This is a genomic window from Pseudomonas sp. CCC3.1 (genome assembly GCF_034347405.1).
Taxonomy (GTDB): domain Bacteria; phylum Pseudomonadota; class Gammaproteobacteria; order Pseudomonadales; family Pseudomonadaceae; genus Aquipseudomonas.
In genome coordinates this window covers 1,745,867-1,771,793 of the sequence record NZ_CP133778.1, presented here as the reverse complement: position 1 = coordinate 1,771,793, position 25,927 = coordinate 1,745,867, and the positions used below count along the sequence as shown (strand labels likewise).

General features: G+C 56.9%; 20 protein-coding genes and 1 pseudogene. 9 read left to right on the top strand and 12 right to left on the bottom strand.

Going from position 1 to position 25,927, the window contains the following annotated elements; translation table 11 throughout:
• The first annotated feature begins 80 nt into the window (after positions 1-80).
• A complete protein-coding gene (locus RHM56_RS07955) occupies positions 81-1,370 on the top strand; it encodes a mechanosensitive ion channel family protein (protein WP_322240226.1) in 1,290 nt (429 codons plus the stop codon).
• Between the two features lie 59 nt (positions 1,371-1,429).
• Here RHM56_RS07955 and RHM56_RS07950 read toward each other — a convergent pair whose 3' ends face one another.
• The 3 genes from RHM56_RS07950 to RHM56_RS07940 form a co-directional block, all read right to left on the bottom strand.
• Positions 1,430-1,990 (bottom strand): alpha/beta hydrolase, encoded by a 561-nt coding sequence (locus tag RHM56_RS07950; RefSeq protein WP_322240224.1) that lies wholly within the window; start codon positions 1,988-1,990, stop codon positions 1,430-1,432.
• Positions 1,991-2,030: 40 nt separating this feature from the next.
• Complete coding sequence (locus RHM56_RS07945; protein ID WP_322240222.1) at positions 2,031-2,891, bottom strand: carboxylate/amino acid/amine transporter; 861 nt, start codon at positions 2,889-2,891, stop codon at positions 2,031-2,033.
• A 270-nt stretch (positions 2,892-3,161) separates the two neighbouring features.
• A complete protein-coding gene (locus tag RHM56_RS07940) occupies positions 3,162-3,761 on the bottom strand; it encodes an FMN-dependent NADH-azoreductase (RefSeq protein WP_322240220.1) in 600 nt (199 codons plus the stop codon).
• A 238-nt stretch (positions 3,762-3,999) separates the two neighbouring features.
• On the opposite strand from RHM56_RS07940, the gene RHM56_RS07935 reads away from it, so the two are divergent.
• The 4 genes from RHM56_RS07935 (at position 4,000) to aqpZ (ending at position 8,497) form a co-directional block, all read left to right on the top strand.
• The gene (locus RHM56_RS07935; RefSeq protein WP_019410552.1) at positions 4,000-4,923 is read left to right on the top strand and encodes a LysR family transcriptional regulator; all 924 of its coding nucleotides are present in this window, start codon (positions 4,000-4,002) and stop codon (positions 4,921-4,923) included.
• A 170-nt stretch (positions 4,924-5,093) separates the two neighbouring features.
• Positions 5,094-5,681: a peptidylprolyl isomerase gene (locus RHM56_RS07930; protein ID WP_322240218.1), complete on the top strand. Its 588-nt coding sequence runs from the start codon at positions 5,094-5,096 to the stop codon at positions 5,679-5,681.
• A gap of 83 nt (positions 5,682-5,764) precedes the next feature.
• On the top strand, positions 5,765-7,597 hold the full coding sequence (locus RHM56_RS07925; RefSeq protein WP_322240215.1) for an ABC transporter ATP-binding protein: 1,833 nt from the start codon (positions 5,765-5,767) through the stop codon (positions 7,595-7,597).
• Positions 7,598-7,795: 198 nt separating this feature from the next.
• Entirely contained in the window at positions 7,796-8,497 is a 702-nt protein-coding gene (gene aqpZ, locus RHM56_RS07920; protein WP_322240213.1) for an aquaporin Z, read from the top strand.
• 18 nt (positions 8,498-8,515) lie between these two features.
• On the opposite strand, the gene RHM56_RS07915 is transcribed toward aqpZ, so the two are convergent.
• Positions 8,516-9,640 carry a GNAT family N-acetyltransferase gene (locus RHM56_RS07915; RefSeq protein WP_322240211.1) on the bottom strand — a complete coding sequence of 375 codons (1,125 nt, stop codon included), beginning with the start codon at positions 9,638-9,640 and terminating at the stop codon, positions 8,516-8,518.
• A gap of 448 nt (positions 9,641-10,088) precedes the next feature.
• On the opposite strand from RHM56_RS07915, the gene RHM56_RS07910 reads away from it, so the two are divergent.
• Positions 10,089-11,381, top strand: a complete 1,293-nt coding sequence (locus RHM56_RS07910) for a putative porin (RefSeq protein ID WP_322240209.1) — start codon at positions 10,089-10,091, stop codon at positions 11,379-11,381.
• Positions 11,382-11,497: 116 nt separating this feature from the next.
• Here RHM56_RS07910 and RHM56_RS07905 read toward each other — a convergent pair whose 3' ends face one another.
• The 4 genes from RHM56_RS07905 to hrpA all read right to left on the bottom strand — a co-directional run bounded on the left by RHM56_RS07905 (position 11,498) and on the right by hrpA (position 17,640).
• On the bottom strand, positions 11,498-11,731 hold the full coding sequence (locus RHM56_RS07905; RefSeq protein WP_322240207.1) for an anti-sigma factor family protein: 234 nt from the start codon (positions 11,729-11,731) through the stop codon (positions 11,498-11,500).
• Positions 11,725-12,336: an RNA polymerase sigma factor gene (locus RHM56_RS07900; protein ID WP_322240205.1), complete on the bottom strand. Its 612-nt coding sequence runs from the start codon at positions 12,334-12,336 to the stop codon at positions 11,725-11,727. The genes RHM56_RS07905 and RHM56_RS07900 overlap by 7 nt, the downstream gene beginning before the upstream one ends.
• Positions 12,337-12,413: 77 nt before the next feature.
• Positions 12,414-13,535 (bottom strand): beta-ketoacyl-ACP synthase III, encoded by a 1,122-nt coding sequence (locus RHM56_RS07895; RefSeq protein WP_322240202.1) that lies wholly within the window; start codon positions 13,533-13,535, stop codon positions 12,414-12,416.
• Between the two features lie 193 nt (positions 13,536-13,728).
• Positions 13,729-17,640 (bottom strand): ATP-dependent RNA helicase HrpA, encoded by a 3,912-nt coding sequence (hrpA, locus tag RHM56_RS07890; protein ID WP_322240200.1) that lies wholly within the window; start codon positions 17,638-17,640, stop codon positions 13,729-13,731.
• A gap of 172 nt (positions 17,641-17,812) precedes the next feature.
• Here hrpA and RHM56_RS07885 point away from each other — a divergent pair, with 172 nt between their 5' ends.
• On the top strand, positions 17,813-18,673 hold the full coding sequence (locus RHM56_RS07885; RefSeq protein ID WP_322241725.1) for a DMT family transporter: 861 nt from the start codon (positions 17,813-17,815) through the stop codon (positions 18,671-18,673).
• 116 nt (positions 18,674-18,789) lie between these two features.
• Here the strand turns inward: RHM56_RS07885 and RHM56_RS07880 are convergent.
• From RHM56_RS07880 to cysK, 3 genes and pseudogenes are all read right to left on the bottom strand, one after another.
• Positions 18,790-19,652, bottom strand: a pseudogene (locus RHM56_RS07880) (DMT family transporter).
• Positions 19,653-19,989: 337 nt separating this feature from the next.
• Positions 19,990-20,928: an aspartyl/asparaginyl beta-hydroxylase domain-containing protein gene (locus RHM56_RS07875; RefSeq protein ID WP_322240198.1), complete on the bottom strand. Its 939-nt coding sequence runs from the start codon at positions 20,926-20,928 to the stop codon at positions 19,990-19,992.
• Between the two features lie 296 nt (positions 20,929-21,224).
• Positions 21,225-22,199, bottom strand: a complete 975-nt coding sequence (gene cysK, locus RHM56_RS07870) for a cysteine synthase A (protein ID WP_322240196.1) — start codon at positions 22,197-22,199, stop codon at positions 21,225-21,227.
• Between the two features lie 205 nt (positions 22,200-22,404).
• On the opposite strand from cysK, the gene RHM56_RS07865 reads away from it, so the two are divergent.
• Both RHM56_RS07865 and RHM56_RS07860 read left to right on the top strand, forming a co-directional pair.
• Positions 22,405-23,250 carry a MoxR family ATPase gene (locus RHM56_RS07865; protein WP_322240194.1) on the top strand — a complete coding sequence of 282 codons (846 nt, stop codon included), beginning with the start codon at positions 22,405-22,407 and terminating at the stop codon, positions 23,248-23,250.
• 21 nt (positions 23,251-23,271) lie between these two features.
• Positions 23,272-24,450 carry a VWA domain-containing protein gene (locus RHM56_RS07860; protein WP_322240192.1) on the top strand — a complete coding sequence of 393 codons (1,179 nt, stop codon included), beginning with the start codon at positions 23,272-23,274 and terminating at the stop codon, positions 24,448-24,450.
• 334 nt (positions 24,451-24,784) lie between these two features.
• Here the strand turns inward: RHM56_RS07860 and RHM56_RS07855 are convergent, their stop codons facing one another.
• Positions 24,785-25,852 carry an IS110 family transposase gene (locus tag RHM56_RS07855; protein WP_322241702.1) on the bottom strand — a complete coding sequence of 356 codons (1,068 nt, stop codon included), beginning with the start codon at positions 25,850-25,852 and terminating at the stop codon, positions 24,785-24,787.
• Positions 25,853-25,927: the final 75 nt, after the last annotated feature.

Sequence of the window (25,927 nt, the reverse complement as noted above, 5' to 3'; positions counted from 1 at the left end):
TTAGTCCAATCAAAGCCCCTAAATAGCCCTGAGATGCTCTAATCCCAGGGCCATTTCTTTCTGGGATAACGCTTTAACCTATGGATACTCAAACACTCTGGAGCCAAATCGAAAGCCTTTGGGCCAACCTGGATCAACATCCTTGGGTGTCGTCTATTTTCGGCCTGATCATTTTGGTGGGCATCGCCCTGCTCACCGGTTACATCGCACGCATCCTTATTTTGCGCGTGACCAAAATGCTCGGCCGTCAGCCAGCCTTGCACTGGATCAACGATTTACGTGAACACAAAGTCTTTCACCGCCTAGCGCAAATGACGCCTTCTTTGATGGTGCAATTCGGACGCAACCTGGTGCCGGACATGAGCGACAACGGTCGTCATTTTCTCGGCAACCTGGCGTTGGCCATCACCATTTTCGTGCTGACGCGGGTCATCAGTTCACTGCTCGACGCCCTGCTCGATATTTACTCGCGCACCAACTACGCCAAAACCCGACCGATCAAGGGCTACATCCAGCTGACAAAAATGCTGCTGTATGTGTTCTCTGCAATCATCATTGTCGCGACCCTGATTGATCGCTCTCCCATGTTGCTGCTGTCAGGCCTAGGGGCGATGTCAGCGGTTATTTTGCTGGTTTACAAAGACACACTCTTGTCGTTTGTGGCCAGCGTGCAACTGACCAGCAATGACCTGCTGCGGGTCGGTGACTGGATCGAAATGCCTCAGGTCGGCGCTGACGGCGACGTGATCGACATTACCTTGCACACGGTCAAGGTTCAGAACTTCGACAAAACCATTGTTTCGATCCCGACCTGGCGATTGATGTCCGAGTCGTTCAAAAACTGGCGCGGCATGCAGCAGTCCGGTGGGCGACGGATCAAGCGCAGTGTGTTTATTGATGCAGGGGAAATCGGCTTTTTGACCGATGAACAGGAACAGCGTCTGGAGCAAGTGCGCTTGCTAAGCGATTACCTGATGCGCAAAAAGGCCGAGCTTAAAAGCTGGAACGAGGCGCAGGGCAATGTCGCCGCGATGTCTGCCAACCGTCGACGCATGACCAACATCGGCACCTTCCGCGCCTACGCGCTCGCGTACTTGAAAAGCCACGCACAGATTCAACCGAACATGACGTGCATGGTGCGCCAACTGCAAACCACCCCCCAAGGCGTGCCGCTAGAGATTTACTGCTTTACCCGCACCACCGTGTGGGATGAGTACGAACAAATCCAGGGCGACATCTTTGACTATCTGTTGTCGGTGATGCCCGAGTTCGGGCTGAGCGTGTATCAGCAACCGAGCGGTAATGACTTGCGCAAAGGCTTGCTGAACAAAATCCAGACGCCGCTGGCTGTGTCCCAAGACGCTGAATAAAAGTTTTTCTATAACCTTTGCAGGAGCAAGCACGCTCGCTCCTGCAGAAAACCATAGGGCTAGCTGAGTTTGAACTGCGTATCGCCGGTGAGTTTGTGCAGCAACCTGATGCCCTCAGGCCAAGCACCGAGACCGCTTTGGTCGTTAATATGCTTCGCCGCCTGCAACCACACCAACTCACTCCCCCATGCCTCGCTAAAGGCAGCAGCCCTCTCAACGCTGACATAAGGGTCATCAGTACTGGCCACTGTAATCGAATCAAAGGGCAATGGGCTCAGGCGCATAGGGGTAAACCCCGAAGTCCCTGATGGGTAGCTGGGCGCTTCAGTGTCGCTGGGAGCGACCAACAGCGCCCCGCGCACTCGTTTGGCCTGTTCTGGGTATTGCTGCGACCACGTTGCTATCAGGTTGCACGCCAAGCTATGCCCCACTAAAACAACCGGACGGGCGCTGGAAGTGACTTTCTCGTGCAATCGCTGCACCCAATCTGCGCAGACTGGCGTTTCCCAATCATGTTGCTTCACCCGTTTCAGCCCGCTGTAGTTCTTCTCCCACAACGTTTGCCAATGATCCTCCCCCGAATTGCGCAAACCCGGCAAGATCAACACTTTGACAGTCATCCCGGCTCTCCTGTAAAGCGCTAGATAGGTCTGGATGACCTTAGTCCCTCATCGCCCTGCGGTCTAGCCGGCTGATCCAGACGGCCAGCAGAATCACCGTTGCGCCCAGGAACAACCTTCCCAACGGTTCATGCTGGTTCCAGATCAGCAGGTTAAGCAGCAAACCCACCGGCACATGCAGGTTATTCATCACCGCCAAGGTGCCACCACTGACCAGGCATGCGCCTTTGTTCCACCAGTACATGCCCAACGCCGTCGACACCAGGCCCAGAAACAACAACACAGCCCATTGCAGGGGCGCATCGGGCAGAAAGTGCGCTTTACCAAACAGCAGAAAGGCCGGCAATACCACGGCCAGCGCGCCCAGATAAAAGAACCCGAAACGCCGATAATGCGGCAGCTCACTCGGGTAGCGGGCCACCAGATGTTTGTACATCACCTGACCGGCGGCATAGGTGAAGTTGGCAAATTGCAGCAGCAGGAAGCCTTTGAAGAAGTCCGGGCTGATGCTGTCAAAGCGAATCACGGCGGCACCCGATATCGCCACCAGCGCGGCGACCAAGGCCCACGGGTTGAAGCGTCGGTTGAGCGCGTCTTCGATCAACGTGACGTGCAGCGGCGTCAGGATGGTGAACAGCAGCACTTCAGGCACCGTCAGCACTCGAAAGCTCAAGTACAGGCAGACGTAGGTGATGCCGAACTGCAAGGCGCCAATCAGCAACATGCCACGCATAAAACCGGGCTCGACCTGACGCCAGCGCGTCAGGGGAATAAACACCAGACCGGCCAACACCACGCGCACCAGGACCGCAAAGTAGCTGTCGACGTGCCCCGCCAGATACTCGCCAATCAGGCTGAAGGAAAACGCCTGAATCAGCGTCACAAATAACAGATAGCCCATAAATCTCTCGCCCAGAAAATCGTGACTGCTGATGAGCGCAAATGCCGGTCAGCTCAGTTGAATGAGCGCGACCTTAGCGTTTTTTAATCGCCCTGCGCTATCTGCCCCTGAGCCGCAGGCAAAAAAAACCCGATCTGGCGCAATGGCTGATCGGGCGATAGCACTCAACGAGAGTGCCAAGGGAGGTTCGATGCGCGAACCGCTTGCTTGAAGGAGCAATGAAGCGAATTAAGTCATGGCGTGATTATCTGTCGATTAACAGGTCATGGTTCATGCCACGTCAGAGAGCTTGGCTTTGGCCTGGTTCAAACCTTTTTCCTGAAAATCGCCGCCAAGATTCATCCCTTCGGCATGGATAAAGGTCACGTCGTGGATGCCGACAAACGCCAGTACCTGACGCAGATACGGTTCTTGATGGTCGGTGGTGCTACCTGCATATATCCCGCCCCGCGCAGTCAGCACGTATGCTTTCTTGCCGTTCAAAAGACCTTGCGGGCCGGTGTCGGTGTATTTGAATGTAACGCCCGCACGCAACACATGATCCAGCCAGGCCTTAAGAGTGCTGGGAATTGCAAAGTTGTACATGGGGGCCGCCAGCACCAGCACGTCAGCGTTCAGCAGCTCATCTGTCAGTTCATCGGAGCGCTGCAACGAGGCCTGTTCGGCGGGACTGCGTTGCGCGTCAGGCTTCATCCAGCCGCCCAGCAGGTTGGCGTCCATATGCGGCACCGGGTTCAACGCCAGGTCGCGGACAGTCACGCGATCAGCCGGATGGGCCGTTTTCCATTGGCTGATGAACTGCTGAGTCAACTGGCGAGAAAACGAACCCTGTAGGCGAGCACTGCTTTCAATAATCAGAACATTAGACATGGTAGAGAGGCTCCATCTGAAAATGCTGTAAGGCGATGGAGGAAAGAGTAGAGAGCATTGGATCGATGAAAAAGCGCAAAAATCTGCTACAACCCATCTATAAATTTGTTTATTTGTTTATTTGTTGGGCGAGGAATGCGAGGATTCGGCCACAAACCGAACGTTAGGCATCAGCCCGTAGCAGTTGCCGCAGGCTACGTCCAATTGCAAAGCGATCGTAAAACCAGAGGAATACAACGTGAAAGCGCCCCGTGTGACCCTTGATCAATGGCGCACCCTGCAAGCTGTAGTCGATCACGGCGGCTTTGCCCAGGCTGCCGAAGTCCTGCACCGCTCGCAGTCGTCTGTCAGCTATACCGTGGCTCGTATGCAAGATCAGCTCGGCGTGCCGTTGTTGCGCATCGACGGGCGTAAAGCCGTGCTGACCGAGGCTGGCAATGTATTGCTGCGCCGCTCACGCCAGTTGGTGAAGCAGGCCAGCCAGCTTGAGGACCTCGCCCACCATATGGAACAAGGCTGGGAAGCCGAAGTCCGGCTAGTGGTCGATGCCGCCTACCCCAACGCGCGACTGGTGCGCGCCTTGACCGCCTTTATGCCGCAAAGCCGTGGTTGTCGTGTGCGCTTGCGCGAAGAGGTGCTGTCCGGCGTCGAAGAAGTCCTGCTGGAAGGCGTGGCCGACCTGGCCATCAGCAGCTTTAATATTCCCGGTTATCTGGGCACTGAGTTGAGCCCGGTCGAGTTTGTCGCCGTGGCCCATCCCGACCATGCCTTGCACCGCCTGCAACGTGAGTTGCACTTCCAGGACCTTGAAAGCCAGCTGCAAGTGGTGATTCGCGACTCGGGCCGCCAGCAACCACGCGACATGGGCTGGCTCGGCGCCGAGCAGCGCTGGACCGTGGGCAGCCTGGCCACCGCAGCCGCCTTTGTGGGCAGCGGCCTGGGCTTTGCCTGGTTGCCACGGCACATGATCGAGCGCGAACTCAAGGAGGGCGTGCTCAAGGCGTTGCCACTGGATCAGGGCGGCAATCGTCACCCGGTGTTTTTTCTGTACGCCAACAAGGACAAACCACTGGGCCCGGCCACGCAGATTCTTGTCGAGTTGTTACGGACCTTTGACACCGCGCCGCTGGACGCCGCATTTGCAGCGCCTCAGCAGGCGTGAACACGACACCCTGATTAATCACAACGATGGGCAGGAACATCGATCACGAATATCCTGTCCAAGGTTCGCGGCCAGCCCACTTGGAGCTGGCCTCTTCACACCTCTCTATTCAACACACAGTGCGTGAGTTCACTGACGCCACTGCTTCTACCTCTCAGGATCCTTGACCCATGTTGAAAAAAATTGCCTTTGCCGCCAGTGCTCTTTTGTTCGCTGCCAACCTGATGGCGGCGACACCTGCGGCAAACAAAGCGCCCCAAGCAAACAAGGCACCGCATGTACTGCTGGACACCAGCTTCGGCCCGATCGAAATCGAACTGGACCCGGTCAAGGCACCCATCAGCTCTAAAAACTTTTTGGACTATGTCGACAGCGGCTTTTACGACAACACTATCTTCCACCGGGTAATCCCGGGCTTTATGGCGCAAGGCGGCGGGTTCACTGCGCAGATGATGCAAAAACCCACACGCGATTCGATCAAAAACGAAGCCAGCAACGGCCTGCATAACGTACGTGGCACCTTGTCGATGGCGCGCACCTCCAACCCGAACTCCGCCACCAGCCAGTTTTTTATCAACGTGGCCGATAACCCGAGCCTTGATCCAGGCCGTGACGCCGGTTACGCCGTATTCGCCAAGGTCGTCAAAGGCATGGACGTCGTGGACAACATCGTCAATACGCAGACCGGCAACAAGTCCGGCATGCAGAACGTACCGCTCGATCCGATCTACATCAAGTCTGCCAAACGCATCGACTAACGCTTCGAATGCTGCGGGGAGCCTGACCGGCCAAGGCCGGTCACACCACTAAAGGAGAGCCCGCGTCGCGGGCGTCAGTGACCATGCTTTATCGTCGTTTTGAACAACTGATCGACATTTTTCGCGAAGCTCCCAGCGCCGCCCCGCCCAACACCGTTTGGGCGTTCTACCTCTACTACCTGCGTCAAGTCTGGCCAATCTTTGCCGCCTTGCTGGTGGTCGGGCTCGTGGCCGCCTTGATTGAAGTCGCGCTGTTCAGCTACCTGAGCACCCTGATTGATCTGGCCCAAGGCACGCCCAACGCCGATTTTTTCAAAATTCACAGCGCTGAACTGATCTGGATGGCCGTGGTGGCGCTGATCATCCGCCCGGTTTTTTTCGGCCTGCATGACCTGCTCGTGCACCAGACCCTGAGCCCGAGCATGACCAGCATGATCCGCTGGCAGAACCACAGTTATGTGCTCAAACAAAGCCTCAATTTTTTCCAGAACGACTTCGCCGGGCGCATCGCCCAGCGCATCATGCAAACCGGCAACTCGTTGCGTGACTCGGCGGTGCAGGCGGTCGATGCCCTGTGGCACGTGCTGATCTACGCCATCAGTTCGCTGGTGCTGTTTGCCGAAGCCGACTGGCGACTGATGATCCCGCTGCTGACCTGGATCGTGCTCTACATCGGCGCGCTGTATTACTTCGTGCCCAGGGTCAAGGAACGCTCGGTGGTGTCTTCCGACGCGCGCTCAAAATTGATGGGCCGCATCGTCGATGGCTACACCAACATCACCACCCTCAAGCTGTTTGCTCACACCAACTTCGAACAGCAGTACGCTCGCGAAGCAATCATCGAGCAAACCGAAAAAACCCAACTGGCCAGCCGCGTCGTGACCAGCATGGACGTGACGATCACCACCATGAACGGCCTGTTGATTGTCAGCACCAGTGGCCTCGCACTGTGGCTGTGGAGCCAGTCACTGATCAGCGTCGGCGCTATTGCCCTGGCCACGGGCCTGGTGATTCGCATCGTCAACATGTCCGGCTGGATCATGTGGGTGGTCAACGGTATTTTCGAAAACATCGGCATGGTTCAGGATGGTTTGCAGACCATTGCTCAACCCGTGGCCGTTAACGATCGCGATAACGCTCCACGCCTGACGGTTGATCGCGGCGAAGTGCGTTTTGAGCACGTGGACTTTCACTACGGCAAGCACAGCGGGATCATCAGCGACCTGAATCTGGTGATCAAACCCGGCGAAAAAATCGGCTTGATCGGCCCTTCGGGGGCGGGCAAATCGACGCTGGTTAATCTGCTGCTACGCCTGTACGACCTGCAAGGCGGAAGAATTCTGATCGACGGTCAGAATATCGCTGAAGTGACGCAAGAAAGCCTGCGCGAACAAATCGGCATGATCACTCAGGACACGTCTCTGCTGCACCGCTCAATCCGCGATAACTTGCTGTACGGCAAGCCGGACGCCACCGACGAAGAACTCTGGGAAGCGGTGCGCAAAGCCCGTGCCGATGAGTTTATCCCGCAGTTGTCAGACGCCCAGGGCCGCACCGGTTTTGACGCACACGTGGGCGAACGCGGGGTCAAGTTGTCAGGCGGCCAGCGCCAGCGCATCGCCATTGCGCGGGTGCTGCTCAAGAATGCGCCGATCCTGATCATGGACGAGGCCACCTCGGCACTGGACTCAGAAGTCGAAGCGGCGATTCAGGAAAGTCTCGAAACCCTGATGCAAGGCAAAACAGTGATCGCCATCGCCCACCGGCTTTCAACCATCGCCCGCATGGACCGCTTGGTGGTGCTCGAAAAAGGCCGGATTGCCGAGAGCGGAAGCCACAGTGAACTGCTCGCCCATGGCGGTTTGTATGCACGGCTCTGGCAACACCAAACGGGTGGATTTGTCGGCCTCGACTGATCCAAAAAAACCCCAACTGTAAAGCCTCTGAAACACATCGCCAGCGCCCGATTTTAAAGGGCTCTGGCGTTTTTTTTACCCTGGAAAATCTTCGTTCGCCTGCTGTAATCAAATAAGGATTCGGATGAATTCTGTCGTCAATTGCAGGATGCACAATCGTGTTTTTGAACGATAGATTTATCTATCCAGGATCTTTACATGAACTTGCTCAAACGCTCGGCAACGGAGTTGATCGGCACTTTCTGGTTGGTTCTGGGAGGTTGTGGCAGCGCAGTGCTCGCCGCCGCCTTCCCCAACGTGGGTATTGGCTTGCTTGGCGTGGCCCTGGCTTTTGGCCTCACCGTGCTCACCATGGCATTCGCTATCGGACATATCTCTGGCTGTCACCTCAACCCTGCCGTGTCATTTGGGCTGTGGGTGGGTGGCCGTTTTCCTGCTAAAGAATTACCCGCCTACATCGTGGCCCAAGTGCTTGGCGGGATCATTGCGGCAGCGCTGCTGTATTTCATTGCCAGCGGCAAACCCGGCTTTGACCTGGCCGCCAGCGGGCTGGCGGCCAACGGCTATGGCGATCACTCACCCGGTGGTTACTCCATGATCGCGGGGCTGGTGTGCGAAGTCGTGATGAGCGCGATGTTTATCCTGATCATCATGGGCGCCACCGATAAACGAGCCCCGGCGGGTCTGGCGCCGATTGCCATCGGCCTGGCCTTGACCCTGATTCACCTGATCTCGATTCCAGTCACCAACACCTCGGTCAACCCGGCGCGCAGCACCGGCCCGGCCTTGATCGTGGGCGGCTGGGCGCTTGAGCAGTTGTGGATGTTCTGGCTCGCGCCACTGCTGGGTGCGGCCATGGGTGGCCTGACGTATCGCTGGCTGGGCAAGGAAGCGCGCTGAACGCGAATCTGGCGAGAATCAGGCCTGCCGATAAGGCAGCGCCGTTCTCGCCTCTTCGGCATAGGCCAGCACACCGGCCCGCTCACGCTCTAGAAAATCACTGACGGCGGCTTTCAAACCCGGATGCCGCAGATAGTGCCAAGAGCGCGTGATCACCGGCTCAAAGCCGCGTATCAGCTTGTGTTCACCTTGAGCACCCGCATCAAAACGTTGAATGCCGTGGGCGATGGCGTAATCCATGCCCTGATAAAAACAGGTCTCGAAATGCAGGCGATCGTACTCGGCCACACAGCCCCAGTAGCGCCCATACAGGCTGCCCCCGCCGATCAGGCTGAATGCCATTGCCACCGGAGTGGATCCCTGTTTAGCCAGCACCAGACGAATCGATTCGGGCATGCGCTCGGCCAGCAGGCTGAAAAAATCACGCGTTAAATACGGCGTTTGCCGCCGCACAGCGTAGGTATTGGCGTAGCAGGCATACACAAAATCCCACTGTGCCTCTGTCACCTGCTGCCCTTCGAGCCATTCAAACTCAAAACCCTGCCCGGCCACTTGCTCACGCTCTTTGCGCATTTGCTTGCGCTTGCGTGAACTCAACGTATCGAGAAAGTCCTGAAAGTCGCGGTACTCACGGTTCTGCCAATGAAACTGGCACCCCAGCCGCTGCAACCAGCCGGGCTGTTGCGCTAATGCCGTATCCGCCAGCGCATCGGTGAAGTTGATGTGCGCACTGGACAGCCCTTCGATCTCCAGATAACCGGGCAATGCGCCCAATAACTCAAGACCGTCTTCGGCACGGGCCGCCAGCAATCGCGGGCCACAGACCGGACTGAACGGCACCGCCGTCAACAGTTTGGGGTAGTACTCGATGCCGGCGCGCTCACAGGCTTGCGCCCACTCGTGATCAAACACGTACTCGCCATAGGAATGCCATTTGCGATAACTGGGCAATGCCGCCAGCAGTTCACCGTTTTCGTAATGCAGCAAGTGCTCGGGTTGCCAGCCGGAATGCGGGCCAAGGCTGCCACTGTCTTCCAGCGCACTGAGAAAAGCATGACGCAAGAACGGTTGCGCCACGGGCACCAGTGCATCCCATTGCGCAGCCGAGATGGCAGACAAACTGTCCAGTCGTTGTAACGGCATTGATAGTCCCCGGAGCACTGCTTAGAGCGGGCGATGGTATCACCTGACTTGCGTTACCCCGTAGCAGTTGCCGAGCTCTGCGAGGCTACGTCCGACGACGCAGTCGTCGAAATTGAGCAGCTTCAGTGGTTTGGGAATAATCAGGCTTCAAGATTTTACGATCGCTTCGCAATCGGATGTAGCCTCGCAGAGCTCGGCAACTGCTACGTCTTGCAATGACCCTTTTCAGTCCCGCAACCGCTCTAGCACGCTGTCACAGACTTGCTATCAACCTGCCACTTTTCTGTCATATCCAGCCGCGATACTGACGCCGCTTCTTAGAAGTCGAGGTTATGAGTGGTCAGCCAGCCAACACGTGAGCGGCACACTCAAGCCCCTTATTAGCGAGCCCATCAAGGGCCGATTGTTCATGGGATGGCCAGGGCCATTTCACTACTGGGAGATTCATATGCGTCTTGTTTCTACACGGGTTGCGGCGGGACTGTGTGGCGGGCTGGTGTTGGCCATGAGTGTTCCAGCGAGCGCTGGCGTTGATGCAAAACTGCTTGAAATGCTCAAAGCAAACGGCTCTATTTCACCGGCTCAATACGCCGAATTGCAGACCGAGTTGACCAGCGAGAAACAAGCTCAGCAAGAAGCTGCCTCCGATCAGGTCAAGAAATCCGACCTCTCAGCCTTTGAGCAAAAAGTGGCATGGGCGGCCAAAACCGAGCTGAAAGGTGACGTCCGCGTCCGCCAGGAAACCGTCAAAATCGACGGCGAATCTGACGGCAAAAACAAGGACCGCCAACGTATTCGTGCTCGCTTGGGCGCTTACACCGAAATCGATCCACAAGTGAACACTGGCATCCGTATCGCCACTGGCGGCGGCGATGATGCCCGCTCCACCAACCAAGACCTCGACAACTACTTCGACAAGAAGCAGCTGTGGCTGGACATGGCCTACATCGACTACCACCCGACTGCGGTCAAAAACCTGCATCTGGTCGGCGGCAAGATGCCACAACAGTGGGTCAGCATGGGCGACGTGATCTGGGATAGCGACATCAACCCAGAAGGTCTGTCCGCGTCCTACAAGACCAACTTGGGTAACAGCGGCGTCGAGATGTTCGGCAGCGCCGGTTACTACACCCTCAAAGACAACGTGAACGGCGATGGTGTGCAGTTCAAGAACGACTTGAGCCTGTACGCGGGTCAATTGGGCGCTCGTTTCGCACCGACCGACAGCCTGAAAGTCACCTTGGGCGGTAGCGTTTACGACTACCACAACGACGAAGACAGCACCTGCCCAACCACCGGGACCAAGACCACGCCTTGCGCCCTGGCAGTCAACGGCAACAGCACCAGCAAGTTCCGTCTGTACGAAGGCTTCGGTCAACTCGACATCGCCAACCTGCCAGTTCCTCTGTCGCTGTACGGCCAATATGTGCATAACGCCGCGACCGACAGCGATCAGGACAATGCCTGGCTGGTGGGTTTCAAGAGCAAGCTCAACGCGTTCAGCCTGGACTACAACTACCGCGATACTCAGCGTAACGCCGTGGTCGGTGCCTTCACCGACTCTGACTTCGCTAACGGTACTACCGGTTCACGCGGTCACAAGGTCAAAGTGGGTTACGAAATCGACAAGAACTTCGGTGTCGGCGTGACGTACTTCTTGACCAAAGCTGACTACGCAACCTCCACGCAGAAAGATGCAAGCACCAACACCCTGCAACTGGACGTAGAAGCCAAGTTCTAACACCGTTTTACGCAGCAAACAGAACGCTGAAGTCATTCAGCGTTTTGTGTCCTCAAAGCAGAGCGTGAATGGCGTCGGCCCCCTTCAAATCCACCGACGGTGTTCACGCGCCTGCCCTACCCCTCACGCGATTGCTCACTCATCATTCGCGCAACCGTCGCCTCCAGGTCACTGGGTAACGGTTCAGGCAGCGCCTTCAAGGTTGCCCCCATCAAACGCATTTGCCTGATAAAGCGCCGACAATTGGGGCAGAACATCAGGTGATGACGCGCCTGCAAACGCTCACGAACACTCAATTGCCCATCCAGTTGGTCACTGACTCGTGCAACGTATTGCTTGCAGCTCAACATTCGCCGGTCTCCTCGAAATGCTCAACGGTCGCAAACACTTTAAGCCGGGCGCGATGCACCAGCACTCGAGCATTAGAGAGCGAGATGTCGAGAAGATTACAAATCTGCTCCAGCTCAAGCCCCTGACGTTCACGCAACACCAGCACCGCGCTTTGCAACTGCGGCAGGCTGAGCAACGTGTGCTCAAGGCACTCACGCAATTCGTCTTCGGTCAGTAACGCTTCTGGCGTGTCTTGGTGCCAGGCAAAGGGCGCCAGCAACCAGTGGCCATCGGAGGCGAAACGATCATCATCAATCGTGCCGTGCGGCGACGGCAAATCGTCGAACAAGACTTCGCGGCGGTTGTGTTTGAGGCGATTTTTGGCGGCGTTGGCGGTGATGGTCAACAGCCAGGTTTTCAGGCTCGAACGCCCCTCAAACCCGGACAGATTGCGCACCACTGACAGCCAGGCATCCTGCACGGCCTCATCGGCATGGCGACTGCCGACAATCGCATACGCCACGGCGCGCATGGCGCCTTGGTAGGTGCTGACCAAGAGCCGAAAAGCCTGCTGCTCGCCAGCGAGCAGACGCTGCAGTAATTCAGAATCGTCAGCAGCGGCCATTAGCGCTCCCGGATCAGAAAGAGCGGGCTTGCTCGCGATGCAAACCCGCTCCCACACGATGTGGCTTTGGGCCTGCCTTAGCGTTTACGCAGGATCACGCTGCCAATTGAGTAGCCTGCACCGAACGAGCTGAGCACAGCCAGCGAACCACTGGCCAGGTCATCCTGATACGTATGGAACGCAATGACCGAACCTGCCGAGCTGGTGTTGGCGTAGGTGTCGAGAATCACCGGGGCTTCTTCGACCGAGGCTTCACGGCCCAGCAGACGCTTGACGATCAGGTGGTTCATGCTCAGGTTCGCCTGATGCAACCAGAAGCGTTTCACCTCAGCCACGTTCAACTGGTTTTCTTCAAGGTGCTGACCGATCAGCTCAGCCACCATTGGGCAGACGTCACGGAATACCTTGCGACCTTCCTGGACGAACAGTTTGTCCGGGCTGTCCGGGTTTTCATCGGATGCGCGATTGAGGAAACCGAAGTTGTTGCGGATGTTGTTCGAGAACGTGGTCAGCAGTTTGGTGCTGACGATGTCGAACTGGTGCTCGGAAGTTGCCAGGTCTGCACGTTCAACAATGACCGCGGTGGCGGCATCGCCAAAAATAAAGTGGCTGTCGCGGTCACGGAAATTCAAGTGACCGGTGCACACTTCAGGGCTGACCAGCAGCACCGCACGAGCCTGGCCCAGTTGCACACTGTTGCTGGCTGTCTGAATACCGAACGTCGCCGACGAACAGGCCACGTTCATGTCAAAACCAAAACCTTGAATACCCAGCGCGTGTTGCACTTCGATGGCGATCGCCGGGTACGGGCGTTGCAGGTTGGAACAGGCAACGATGACGCCGTCGATGTCGGCAGCGGTCTTGCCCGCACGTTCCAGCGCCTGTTTGGCCGCACCGACCGCCATTTCGCAGAGCACCGACATGTCGTCGTTGGAGCGCTCAGGCAAGCGCGGGCGCATGCGTTGCGGGTCAAGAATGCCGTCCTTGTCCATCACAAAGCGGCTTTTGATACCTGAAGCTTTTTCGATAAAAGGCGCGCTGGACTCGGCCAGAGGCTCGATGTCACCGGCCTCGATGGCGGCAGCGTTGTCGGCGTTGAACTGTTGTACATACGCGTTGAAGGACTGCACCAACTCTTCGTTGGAAATACTGTTGGCCGGGGTGTACAGGCCGGTGCCACTGATGACGACGTTATACACGGTCGTTCCTCTTATTCTGTTCAAGCAGAAAATAGTCGTGTCAGGTACTTATAGCCGCGAAGTTTGCCATAAAAGGCAACTTTTGGCGTTATCTGGCGAATATTGAAAACACGTCCTCCGGTAGGAGCGAGCTTGCCTCGCGATCTTTTGATCTTTTAAAAGATCGCGAGGCAAGCTCGCTCCTACAAAAAGCTTAAGCGTCCACCAGACTCCATTGTTTGCTCAACCGCTTGTCCGAAATCGGCACTTTAGTGCCCAGTTGCTGACCGAACAACGACACGCGGTATTCCTCCAGCCACCAGCGGTATAGCTCAAGTTGCGGGTCGCGTTTGCCTTCTTGTGCGTGTTTGGCGGCACGGGCCTGGTACTGCGCCCATAAGCCACTCAACTCACCGCTCCAGACTCGGTCTTTCTGCACCTGGCTCGGGAGTTTTTCAAGGCGCATTTCAATCGCCTTGAGATAACGCGGCAACTCTTTGAGCCACACCGCTGGCGTTTCACGCACAAAGCCCGGATACACCAAATGGCTCAGTTGCTGTTTGATGTCGTTCAAGGCCACAGCCTGGGCCAGGTCAATCTTGCCCTTGAAACGTTTTTGCAAACCGTGCCACAGCTTGAGGATGTCCAGTGTCAGTTTGGCCAGCTTTTCCGCGTGTTCAGTCCAGGCCCCGCGCTTGCGCTCGGCGAGCGATGCCAGGCCTGCGCCATCACGCGGCAACACGGCTTCGCCTTCAAGGATGCAGCTGTCGAGGCTGGCCAGCAGAACGTCTTCAACCAGACTCTCGACCCGGCCCAATTCGCGGTACAACAAGCCCAGCTCAGTCAGCCCCGGCAACTTGCCGCGCAAGAACTTGGCCGGCTCGGCCAACTGCTGCATCAGCAAACGCTGTAAGGCACGCCGATGCTGATACTCCGCCTCGGCTGGCGTCGAGAACCGCCCTTCCTTGACCGTGTTGCCCTCTTCTACCAGCGCCGGATAGACCGTCATCGACAATCCGGCGATCTTTTGCTGAGTTTTTTCAGCCACCGGCGCAAACACTTTGGCCTCAACCGGCTGCTGGCTTTTCGCCGTTTGCGGCACCGCCAGGGCGGCCTGACTGGCTTGCGCGAAGCGCGCCGTCAATTCGGCCAGGTCGCGGCCCTCGCCGAGGAACTTGCCCTCGCCGTCGACAACTTCGAGGTTCATCTTCAGATGATTCTCGACCTGCTGCGCAGCCTCGGCCCACGCCTCGTCACTGACCCGCGCACCGGTCATGCGCAACAGCTCACGCCCCAGCGCCTGCGGCAGCGAGCCTTCGGCAAATTCCATGCGTTGCAGGGCGGCTTTGACAAAGTCAGGCACCGGCACAAAGTTTTTGCGCAACGCCTTGGGCAAGCTGCGCACCAGCGCAATGCACTTGGCTTCGATCATGCCCGGCACCAGCCATTCCAGACGCTCAGGCGGCAGCACTGGCAGCAGCGGCGCAGGCACTTTGACCGTCACCCCGTCACGCGGGTGGTTAGGCTCAAAGTGATAACTCAGCTCCAGGGTCAAATCCCCCAGATGCAGGGTATCCGGGTAATGTTTGGCGGTGATCTCGGTGGCTTCGCGCGCCAGCACGTCTTCTTCGCGCATGATCAGCAATTGCGGGTCTTTCTGGCTGTTGACCCGATACCAGCTGTCAAAGGTCGCGGTCTGATGAATCTCGGCCGGCAGGCGTGCGTCATAAAACGCATACAGGGTTTCTTCGTCGGCCAGAATGTCGCGCCGCCGGGCCTTGGCCTCCAGTTCATCGAGCTGTTCAAGCAATTGCGCATTGGCCGTCAGGCACTTGGCCCGCGATTGAATCTCGCCGCGCACCAGCGCTTCACGGATGAACAATTCACGCGACAGCACCGGATCAATCGGCCCGTAATGCACGGCCCGACGGCCGACCACGATCAGCCCGAACAGTGTGATCTGCTCATAAGCCACCACTTGCCCGCGCTTCTTCTCCCAATGCGGCTCAAAGTGGTTCTTTTTGATCAAGTGCCCGGCCAGCGGCTCGATCCAGTCCGGCTCAATCTTGGCCACCATCCGCGCATACAGTTTGGTGGTCTCGACCAACTCAGCGGTCATCAACCATTGGGGGCGCTTTTTGCCCAGCCCCGACGCGGGGTGAATCCAGAACCGGCGCTGACGTGCGCCCAAGTAGTCGCCGTCTTCGGTCTTTTGTCCGATTTGGCTCAACAAGCCAGACAACACCGCCTTGTGCAGTTTTGGATAGTCAGCCGGGTCTTTATTGATCGTGAGTTGCAAGTCGCGGCAGATCAAACTCAGTTGACGATGAGAATCACGCCATTCGCGCAGCCGCAGATAATTCAGGAAGTTCTTGCGGCACCAGTTGCGCAGCGGGCTGGCGGTCAAGGCCTGGCGTTGCTCTTCAAAACCGCGCCATACGTTGATCAGCGCAGCAAAGTCCGAGTCGACATCTTTCCATTGCGCGTGGGCCTGGTCCGCCGCCTGCTGACGCTCGGGCGGACGTTCACGCGGGTCTTGCACCGACATCGCACTGGCGACAATCAATACTTCCTGCAAACTGCCGAGCTTGGCCGCCTCCAGCAACATGCGGCCCATGCGTGGATCGACCGGCAAGCGCGCCAATTGGCGACCCAGCGGCGTCAGCTGATTCTCGCGGTTAACCGCCGACAGCTCTTGCAACAGGTTGAAGCCGTCAGTGATGGCCTTGCCATCTGGCGGCTCGATAAACGGAAACGCGGTAATTTCACCCAGACGCAGGTGCAGCATCTGCAAGATAACGGCCGCCAGGTTGGTACGCAGAATCTCTGGGTCCGTGAATTCCGGGCGCCCATTGAAGTCTTCCTCGGCGTACAAACGCACGCAAATCCCCGGTTCAACCCGACCGCAACGGCCTTTACGCTGATTGGCGCTAGCTTGGGAGATGGCTTCAATCGGCAGGCGCTGCACCTTGGCCCGATAGCTGTAGCGGCTGATACGCGCAGTACCGCTGTCGATGACGTAGCGGATGCCCGGCACAGTCAGCGAGGTTTCAGCGACGTTAGTCGCCAGCACCACACGACGCCCCGGATGCGACTGGAAAATGCGTTGCTGCTCAGCCGGTGACAGCCGGGCGTACAACGGCAGAATTTCGGTGTGCTTGAGTTGCGCCTTGCGCAGCATGTCGGCGGCATCGCGGATTTCGCGCTCGCCGGGCAAAAACACCAGCACGTCGCCGGGGCTTTTGCGCTCGCTGCGTTCAAAGGCCGCGATCTCATCGAGGGTGGCAATGATCGCCTGATCGACGCTCAAATCCTCTTCGACGCTGTTGCCCTCTTCGTCCTGCTCGGACGTCAGCGGGCGATACCAGGTGTCGACCGGAAAAGTGCGGCCCGACACTTCAACAATCGGCGCATCGTTGAAATGCTTGGAGAAGCGCTCCAGGTCGATGGTGGCCGAGGTGATGATGACTTTCAGGTCCGGACGACGCGGCAGCAAGATCTTCAGATAACCCAACAGGAAATCGATGTTCAGGCTGCGCTCGTGCGCTTCGTCGACGATGATCGTGTCATAGCGTTCGAGGTAACGGTCGTGCTGGGTTTCGGCCAGCAAAATACCGTCGGTCATCAGCTTGATCAGGGTATTGGAATCGCTTTGATCCTCAAACCGCACCTGATACCCGACCAGCGCGCCCAGCGGCGTGCCCAGCTCTTCGGCAACCCGGCTGGCCACACTGCGCGCAGCGATCCGGCGTGGCTGGGTGTGGCCGATCAAGCCATGTTGGCCACGGCCAATTTCGAGGCAGATTTTCGGTAACTGCGTGGTTTTACCCGAGCCGGTTTCGCCGGCCAGAATCAACACCTGATGCTTGAGCAACGCGGCCTTGATCTCGTCACGCTTGGCGGCAATCGGCAGGTTTTCGTCATAGCGAATCAGCGGCACGCTGGCCGCCCGCGCAGTGACTTGCGCGCACGACGCCTGCACCCGCTCGGCCCACGCCGCCAGCTTGGCGTCGTCAGGCTTTTTGCGCAGCTCATGCAACTGCCGACGCAGCTTATGGCGGTCGGCAATCATGGCTTGATCGAGGTTTTTCAACAATGAGTCGATAGCAGGCGATTCGTCAGTCATCAGGTGCGCAAAAGTCTTGGTAAAGGCCGGGGGCGGATTGTCGCAGATTTAAGCGGTTGTGCACGAATCTGTAGGAGTTGTGCGCAACCATTGCCTTGCGGGCTGCATCCCCTACACTGCGCGGCTTAATCTTTGTAAGAGAATTCCTGTGAGATTCGCCGATTTTATACGCATGCTGTTGCTGGCCGGAGTGTGGGGCGCCAGCTTTCTGTTTATGCGGATTATCGCGCCAGTGCTTGGGTCAATTCCCACAGCGTTTTTCCGGGTGTCGATTGCTGCTGTCGGCTTGCTGGTGATCCTGGCGCTGATGCGCGTGAAGTGGAACTTCGAAGGCAAGCTCAAGGCAGTGTTGATTCTGGGGGTGATCAACTCCGGGCTGCCGGCCACCCTGTATTCAGTGGCCGCGCAAGTGCTGCCAGCCGGTTATTCGGCCATTTTTAACGCGACTACGCCCTTGATGGGCGTATTGATTGGCGGGCTGTTTTTCAGTGAACGGCTGAGCCCAGCCAAACTGGCCGGGGTTTTTCTCGGGTTGTTCGGCGTCGGGGTTTTGACTCGCGCGGGGCCGATGGCCTTTGACAAAGACTTGCTCATAGGCGCCCTCGCCTGCCTGATGGCCACCACCAGCTATGGCTTTGCTGGGTTTTTGGCACGTCGCTGGCTGGACCAACAAGGTGGCCTTGATCCACGTTTATCGGCGCTCGGCAGTATGCTGGGCGCCACACTGTTTTTGCTGCCGCTGCTTGCGATCAGCCTGATCAATCAACCGCCTGCCGATTGGGGCGGTCTTAACGTGTGGTTGTCATTGCTGGGGCTGGGATTGGTCTGTACGGCATTTGCCTACATCCTGTTTTTCCGCTTGCTGACCAGCATAGGCCCGGTCAAATCCATGACCGTGACCTTTATGATTCCGCCGTTTGGCGTGTTGTGGGGCGCGCTGTTTCTGGGTGAGCCGCTTTCAATGGCGCATGTGTATGGCGGACTGCTGATTGGCGCCGCATTGTGGCTGGTGCTCAAGCCCGCCAAGCCTTGAAGCTGTAGCCGCTGCCGAAGGCTGCGATAAGGACCGCAGGGCCTTCAAAAAACGGGGCCGCTGCGCAGCCTGCGGCAGCGGCAGCGGCAGCGGCAGCGGCTAAAACGATGTTTGGCTTAGCGGGTTTTGCGGAACACGAACACCAGGCCAATGATGATCAACGCCATCCCCAGCACGCTCAGCGCGGCCAGTTTATTGCCGAAAATCAGGTAGTCCATGATCGCCGTGACCGCAGGCACGAGGTAAAACAGGCTGGTGACGTTGACCAGGTTGCCCTTCGAAATCATCCGGTACAGCAACAAAGTCGCCAGCACCGAGACCACCAACCCCATCCACAACACCGGCACGACAAAGCCTGCGCTGTGTTCGAAGTGAAAGGGTTGAAACGGCACAAACAGCGCACACAGCAGCAACCCGGCGAGGTATTGCAAAGGCAGCGTGCCAAGCGGGTCTTGGGTGATGCGTTTCTGCATCAAGGTGCCCGCCGTCATGCTCGCCAGCGCCAGCAACGCGTACAGCATCCCGGCCCATGACAAACCTGCCAGGCCGATACCCTGATACACCACCAAAATCAATCCGGTCAGCCCCAACCCCAAGCCCAGGGAGCGACTGAATGAATGGCGCCGCTCCATGATCACGGCGGTCAGAATCGGCTGCACGCCCATCACTGTCGCCATGACGCCCGGCGTCACTTTCAGGTCCAGCGCCAGCAGATAAAAATCTGATACGCGCCCAACAACACCATCCCGGTGGCCAGCGCATAGCCAATCGCTTTGCGACCACGGGGCATCTGGAACTTCATCAGCGGGATCAACAACACTAACGCCAACAGAGCGATGGCAAAGCGAATCAACAGAAAGGCAAAGGGCGACGCATGGGCCAACCCCCACTTGGAGAAAATCGCACCGCTGCTCCATAGCAAAACGAACAAGCTCGTGGAAGCAGCCGCCAACGCGGAGTCTTTAGAAATCGAAAACATGGGAAACACCTGTCATCAGGCAAAAAAAGCCAACTCAGCCGAAGCTGAAATTCAATGGTTTTTTAGACGGGTGCGGGCAACCGAACGATCAGCTCAGCCCGCAATACCCGGTGGCGATACGACGACGTACACCACTGTGCGGCTGACAGGAGGAGGATAGTGACTGATCTGCGCAGGCTGTTTGTCCCCGCACGGCACGACGCCAGCAACTACTGCTGGAACGACAACGCGGTGAGTAAGGGAAACCGGCATGGGCTGATCTTTTATGAATAGGTGAGTGAGCGTTTGGCTCATCGAGCGCTGACTATAACCAGCGCTCGACATAAATTGCAATGACTTAACCGAACAACCAGCGCCACAGCACGACCAACACAATCACGGCCAAAATCGGCCGCGCTATGCGGTACAGCTTGGGATTGCGGCGTTTCCATTGTTTGACCACACCACTGAAGCGATCGCTGAAGGTTTTGCTCCAGGCGTAGGCCTTGTTGATACCGCCTACGCGCTCATCATCAAGGTTTTGCGGCGCGGTGGCTTTGCCCAACTGCGCACTGACCCAACGGTTGATGCGGGTCATGAAGCGGCTGGTGAGCGGACGTTCAATGTCGCAAAACAGAATGACGCGGGTGATGTCGGTTTCGTTTTTGACCCAATGCACGTAGGTCTCGTCGAACATGACGTCTTCACCGTCGCGCCAGGCATATTCCTCGCCATCGACGAAGATGCGGCACGCGTCGGAGTTCGGGGTCGACAGGCCCAGGTGGTAACGCAGCGAACCGGCAAACGGGTCACGGTGCGGGTTGAGGTGGCTGCCACCCGGCAACAAGGCGAACATCGCGCCTTTGACGTTGGGGATGCTGTTGACCAGCTCAACGGTTTTAGGACACAGCAACTCAGCTGATGGCAGTGCTTTGTCGTACCACTTGAGGTAAAAACGCTTCCAGCCTTTTTTGAAGAACGAACCGAAACCGGCATCGTTGTTCTTCTCGGCGGCGCGAATATAGCCTTCGTCGAACAAGTGCATGGCTTCTTCACGAATGACTTGCCAGTTGTCTTTAAGCACATCCAGCTCAGGGAATTTACTGCGATCCAGGTAAGGCTTGGACGGCACGCCCGAGAACAGATACATCAAGGCGTTGTAAGGCGCAAAGAACGCGGAGTGGTTGACGAACTGTCGTAACACCGGCAAACGCGCCTTGCCGCGCAAATGCACGTAAAGAATGCTGCCGACAAACAGCAGTATCAGCCCTGCCTTGATGGCGAAGGATAAGGTCATGCAACAACTCCTCGAAAATACCGTGCGGCATCAAAGCCCGCCGTGGCAGCCCGCCATGATAAACACTACCGACGCAGGACAAAACCCGCGTATTCCAACATTCAGCTTTATGGATTGCGTAATAACGGCGCAATTATGCATAAGCAGGCTTTTAAATCGTTTGATTTGAATCAGGTGCAGAGACCTCTGTGGGAGCTGGCTTGCCTGCGATTGCATCAGCGCGGTATCACTGAAAAATCAAAGCGCCTGAATCGCTGGCAAGCCAGCTCCCACACTATCTGCACTATTTTCAGCGCTTACTGCTGCAACTCCTGCTCGCTGAACATGTCGCTGAACAGGAAGCTCGACAGGTAACGCTCGCCCGAGTCAGGGAGGATCACGACGATGGTTTTGCCCTGCATTTCCGGCGTTTCGGCCAAACGCGCAGCCACGGCCACAGCCGCACCGCCGGAAATACCGCACAAGATCCCTTCTTCTTGCATCAAGCGCAGCGCCATGGCCTTGGACTCGTCATCGCTAACCAACTCAACTTTGTCGAGAATCGATAAATCGAGGTTTTTGGGCACAAAACCGGCGCCAATACCCTGAATCTTGTGTGGCGAAGGCTTGATCTCTTCCCCGGCCAACGCCTGAGTAATCACCGGCGAGGTGATGGGTTCAACCGCGACCGACAAGATCGGCTTGCCCCGGGTGTGTTTGATATAACGCGAAACACCGCTAATGGTGCCGCCCGTGCCGACGCCGGCAACCAGTACATCAATACCGCCGTCGGTATCGTTCCAGATTTCCGGGCCAGTGGTTTTTTCGTGAATGGCCGGGTTGGCCGGGTTTTCAAATTGTTGCGGCATGAAGTACCGCTCCGGATCGCTGGCCTGAATCTCTGCCGCTTTGTCGATAGCGCCCTTCATACCCTTGGCTGGCTCGGTGAGCACTAACTCAGCGCCCAGCGCTTTAAGCACCTTGCGCCGCTCAATGCTCATCGAAGACGGCATGGTCAGCACCAATTTGTAACCGCGAGCCGCAGCGACAAAGGCCAGGCCAATCCCGGTGTTGCCGGAGGTCGGCTCGATAATGGTCATGCCCGGCTTGAGCACACCCCGACTCTCGGCGTCCCAGATCATGTTGGCGCCAATGCGGCATTTCACCGAATAGCCAGGGTTACGCCCTTCAGTTTTGACCAGAATAGTCACGCCACGCGGCGCGATCCGGTTGATCTGAACCAGAGGCGTGTTACCGATGGAGTGCGCGTTGTCTGCAAAAATGCGGCTCATGGCGGGGTCCTTATGCACCTTTTGGGAAGGCCCCAAGGGTAGGCTTCACGATTCAAGGCGTCCAGTCATGACGTGACGCTCCATTCAGAGACTGAATAAGGCGTGTGCGTTCACCTGAAGCGGACAGCGCGTTATAGTCGGGCATACTTTTTAGTCTTCGCGCCCTGCCCTTGCAGGGTTCGGCTCATGGTTTGAGGATTTGCAGATGAAGTTTGAAGGCACCCGCGCCTATGTGGCCACCGATGACCTGAAACTGGCGGTCAACGCAGCGATCACCTTGGAACGTCCATTGCTGGTCAAGGGCGAGCCCGGTACCGGCAAAACCATGCTGGCCGAGCAACTGGCTGAATCCTTTGGTTGCAAGTTGATTACCTGGCACATCAAGTCCACCACCAAGGCCCATCAAGGCCTCTATGAGTACGACGCAGTGAGCCGCCTGCGCGACTCGCAATTGGGCGTCGACAAAGTTCACGATGTGCGCAATTACCTGAAAAAAGGCAAGTTGTGGGAAGCCTTCGAGGCCGAGGAACGAGTGATTCTGCTGATCGACGAAATCGACAAGGCCGACATCGAGTTCCCCAACGACCTGCTGCAAGAACTCGACAAGATGGAGTTCTACGTTTACGAGACCGATGAAACGATCAAAGCCAAGGTCCGCCCGATCATCATCATTACCTCCAACAACGAAAAAGAGCTGCCGGACGCGTTCCTGCGCCGCTGTTTCTTCCACTACATCAGCTTTCCGGATCGCACGACGCTGCAAAAAATCGTCGACGTGCACTTCCCGAACATCAAGAAAGAACTGGTAAGTGAAGCGCTGGACGTATTTTTTGACGTACGAAAAGTGCCCGGTCTGAAGAAAAAGCCGTCGACGTCCGAACTGGTGGATTGGCTCAAGCTGCTGATGGCCGACAACATTGGTGAGGCGGTGTTGCGTGAGCGTGACCCGACTAAAGCCATTCCGCCGCTGGCCGGTGCGCTGGTTAAAAACGAGCAAGACGTGCAGTTGCTGGAGCGTCTGGCGTTTATGAGCCGTCGCGGTAATCGCTGATTTTTCCAGAAGGCGATAAGCATGCTGCTGAATCTGTTCAATGAAATGCGGGCGGCCAAGGTGCCGGTTTCGGTGCGCGAGTTGCTGGACCTGATCAACGCGCTGAAGAACCGCGTGACCTTTGCCGACATGGACGAGTTTTACTTCCTGGCGCGTACGATTCTGGTGAAAGACGAACGCCATTTCGACAAGTTCGACCGTGCGTTCGGCGCCTATTTCAACGGCCTGCAAAACCTCAATGAACACCTTGAGGCGCTGATCCCCGAAGACTGGCTACGCAAAGAGTTCGAACGCTCGCTAAGCGATGAGGACCGCGCTCAGTTGCAGTCTCTGGGCGGCCTGGACAAGCTGATCGAGGCGTTCAAACAGCGCCTTGAAGAGCAGAAAGAACGCCATGCCGGTGGCAACAAATGGATCGGTACTGGCGGCACCAGCCCGTTTGGCTCAGGCGGGTATCACCCCGAAGGGATTCGCGTAGGCGATGCCGGTGCTCGTCAGGGCAAGGCCGCAAAAGTCTGGGAACAGCGCGAATACAAGAACCTCGACGACCAGGTCGAATTGGGCACGCGCAATATCAAGGTTGCGTTGCGCCGCCTGCGCAAGTTCGCCCGCCAAGGCGCGGCAGATGAACTGGACATCGACGGCACCATCGATCACACCGCACGTGACGCGGGCCTGTTGAATATTCAGATGCGGCCTGAGCGGCGCAACAACATCAAACTGCTGTTGCTGTTTGATATTGGCGGCTCGATGGATTCCCACGTAAAAATTTGCGAGGAATTGTTCTCGGCCTGCAAAACCGAGTTCAAGCATTTGGAGTATTACTACTTCCACAACTTCATTTATGAATCGGTGTGGAAAAACAACCAGCGCCGCCATGTTGAACGTATCGCGACTCAGGATGTGCTGAACAAGTATGGCGCGGACTACAAAGTGATTTTCATCGGTGATGCGTCGATGGGGCCGTATGAAATCACCCATGCAGGCGGCAGTGTCGAGCACTGGAACGAGGAGCCGGGTTACAAGTGGATGCAGCGTTTTATGGAGAAGTACAAAAAGCTGATCTGGATTAATCCGTACCCGAAAGACACCTGGAAGTACACGGCATCGACTGGCATCGTGCGGGATTTGATCGAAGATCGCATGTACCCGCTGACGCTGGACGGGCTAGAAGAAGGGATGCGATTTTTGGCCAAATAAGATCCCCCTGTAGGAACGAGCTTGCCTCGCGATCTTTTGACTTTTAAAGATCAAAAGATCGCGAGGCAAGCTCGCTCCTATGTATGGACTCGCCCCCACTGTCAACCCGCTTTTTCCCACTGATACCCGGCTGCATCTATGTATAAGGCCTATTTTGGGAAGCCATAATCGGCTTCTGGCCAACATTTTATGAGCTCGCGATATGCCAATTACAGTTAGGCCTCAAGGGCCGGTAGGAGCGCAGGCATAAATTCGCGACGGTCTGACCTGTGATCAATGTTCTTAAGCATGGGTTGGAGCGGTTTACACCCCGGTGGCAGAACTCTTTAGATCCTTAACTCATCGCTGCCTCCTGGCCGTTGCTCACTTGGCGGCGATACGTTTGGTCGTTTTGTAACAGCACCCAGATGATGCGCAAGTTTCGGTTGGCTAACCGAACGGCCGCCTCTTTGCGACCCAACTTTGATACCCAGCGTTGCAAGCGCCGGTCATCTGGATCCTCTGAATCAGTGCGTACCTGTCTCAACACCGCGTGAGCGCCCTGAATCGCCAAGCTTCGCAAGTAGGCATCGCCATGCTTGCTCATCTTGCCCAATCGGACTTTCTCGCCGCTGCTGTGCTGCTTGGGCACCAAGCCGAAGTAAGCAGCGAACTGCCGCGCGTTGGCAAAGCGCTCAGGTTCGGTTTGTTTAGCGATCACTGCTGTAGAAATAATTGGGCCGATACCGCGTACGGTCATCAGCCGTTTGGCTGTTTCGTCATTTTTTGCCGCTGTTTCCAGTCGACCGGTCAGTACATTGATGCGCTCGCCCAACTGACTCCATTCGCCCAGCAACTCATCTATCAATTCGCGTAACAGATCAGGCAATGGTTGGCTGGCATCTTCCAGAATCCGGGGGATAACCTGGCTGATTGCTGCTTCGCCCTGCGCCATGGCAAGACCATGCTCTAGCAACAGGCCGCGCATCTGATTACTCATTGCTGTGCGACGGCGCACGTAACCTTGCCGGACACGATGAAGAGCTTGCATGGCCAAGGCAGCAGCACTCTTGACCGGTACCGACGAGATATTGATATCTCGCCCTGCGCGCAAGATAGCCAGTGCATCGTTGCGATCGTTCTTGGGTCCGCTGCGGTGATTGGCGACATGCTGGGCTGGCAATATCCGGACAGGATTGCCTTGGGTTTTCAGCAATTGCGCCCATGCCTGAGCCCCCGGACCTGTCTCCACCAACACGGTTACGCTTGTTGGCAATTTCCGAAGAAATGCATGAAAGGCCTCACGTGAATTGATGCGCTCCTCATACACCGTTAGGCCAAAGGCATCCTGGCCAGCCACCTGGAAGACCCTTTTAGCCAGGTCTACGGCGATGACGGTGCATTTCGAAACATCGGTTGGCATGGACTGATTGGTCGTCGTATTCTTTTTCATGGACTCGCCCTCGCTGTCGTTGGCTTCTAATAGAATGCCACCGTG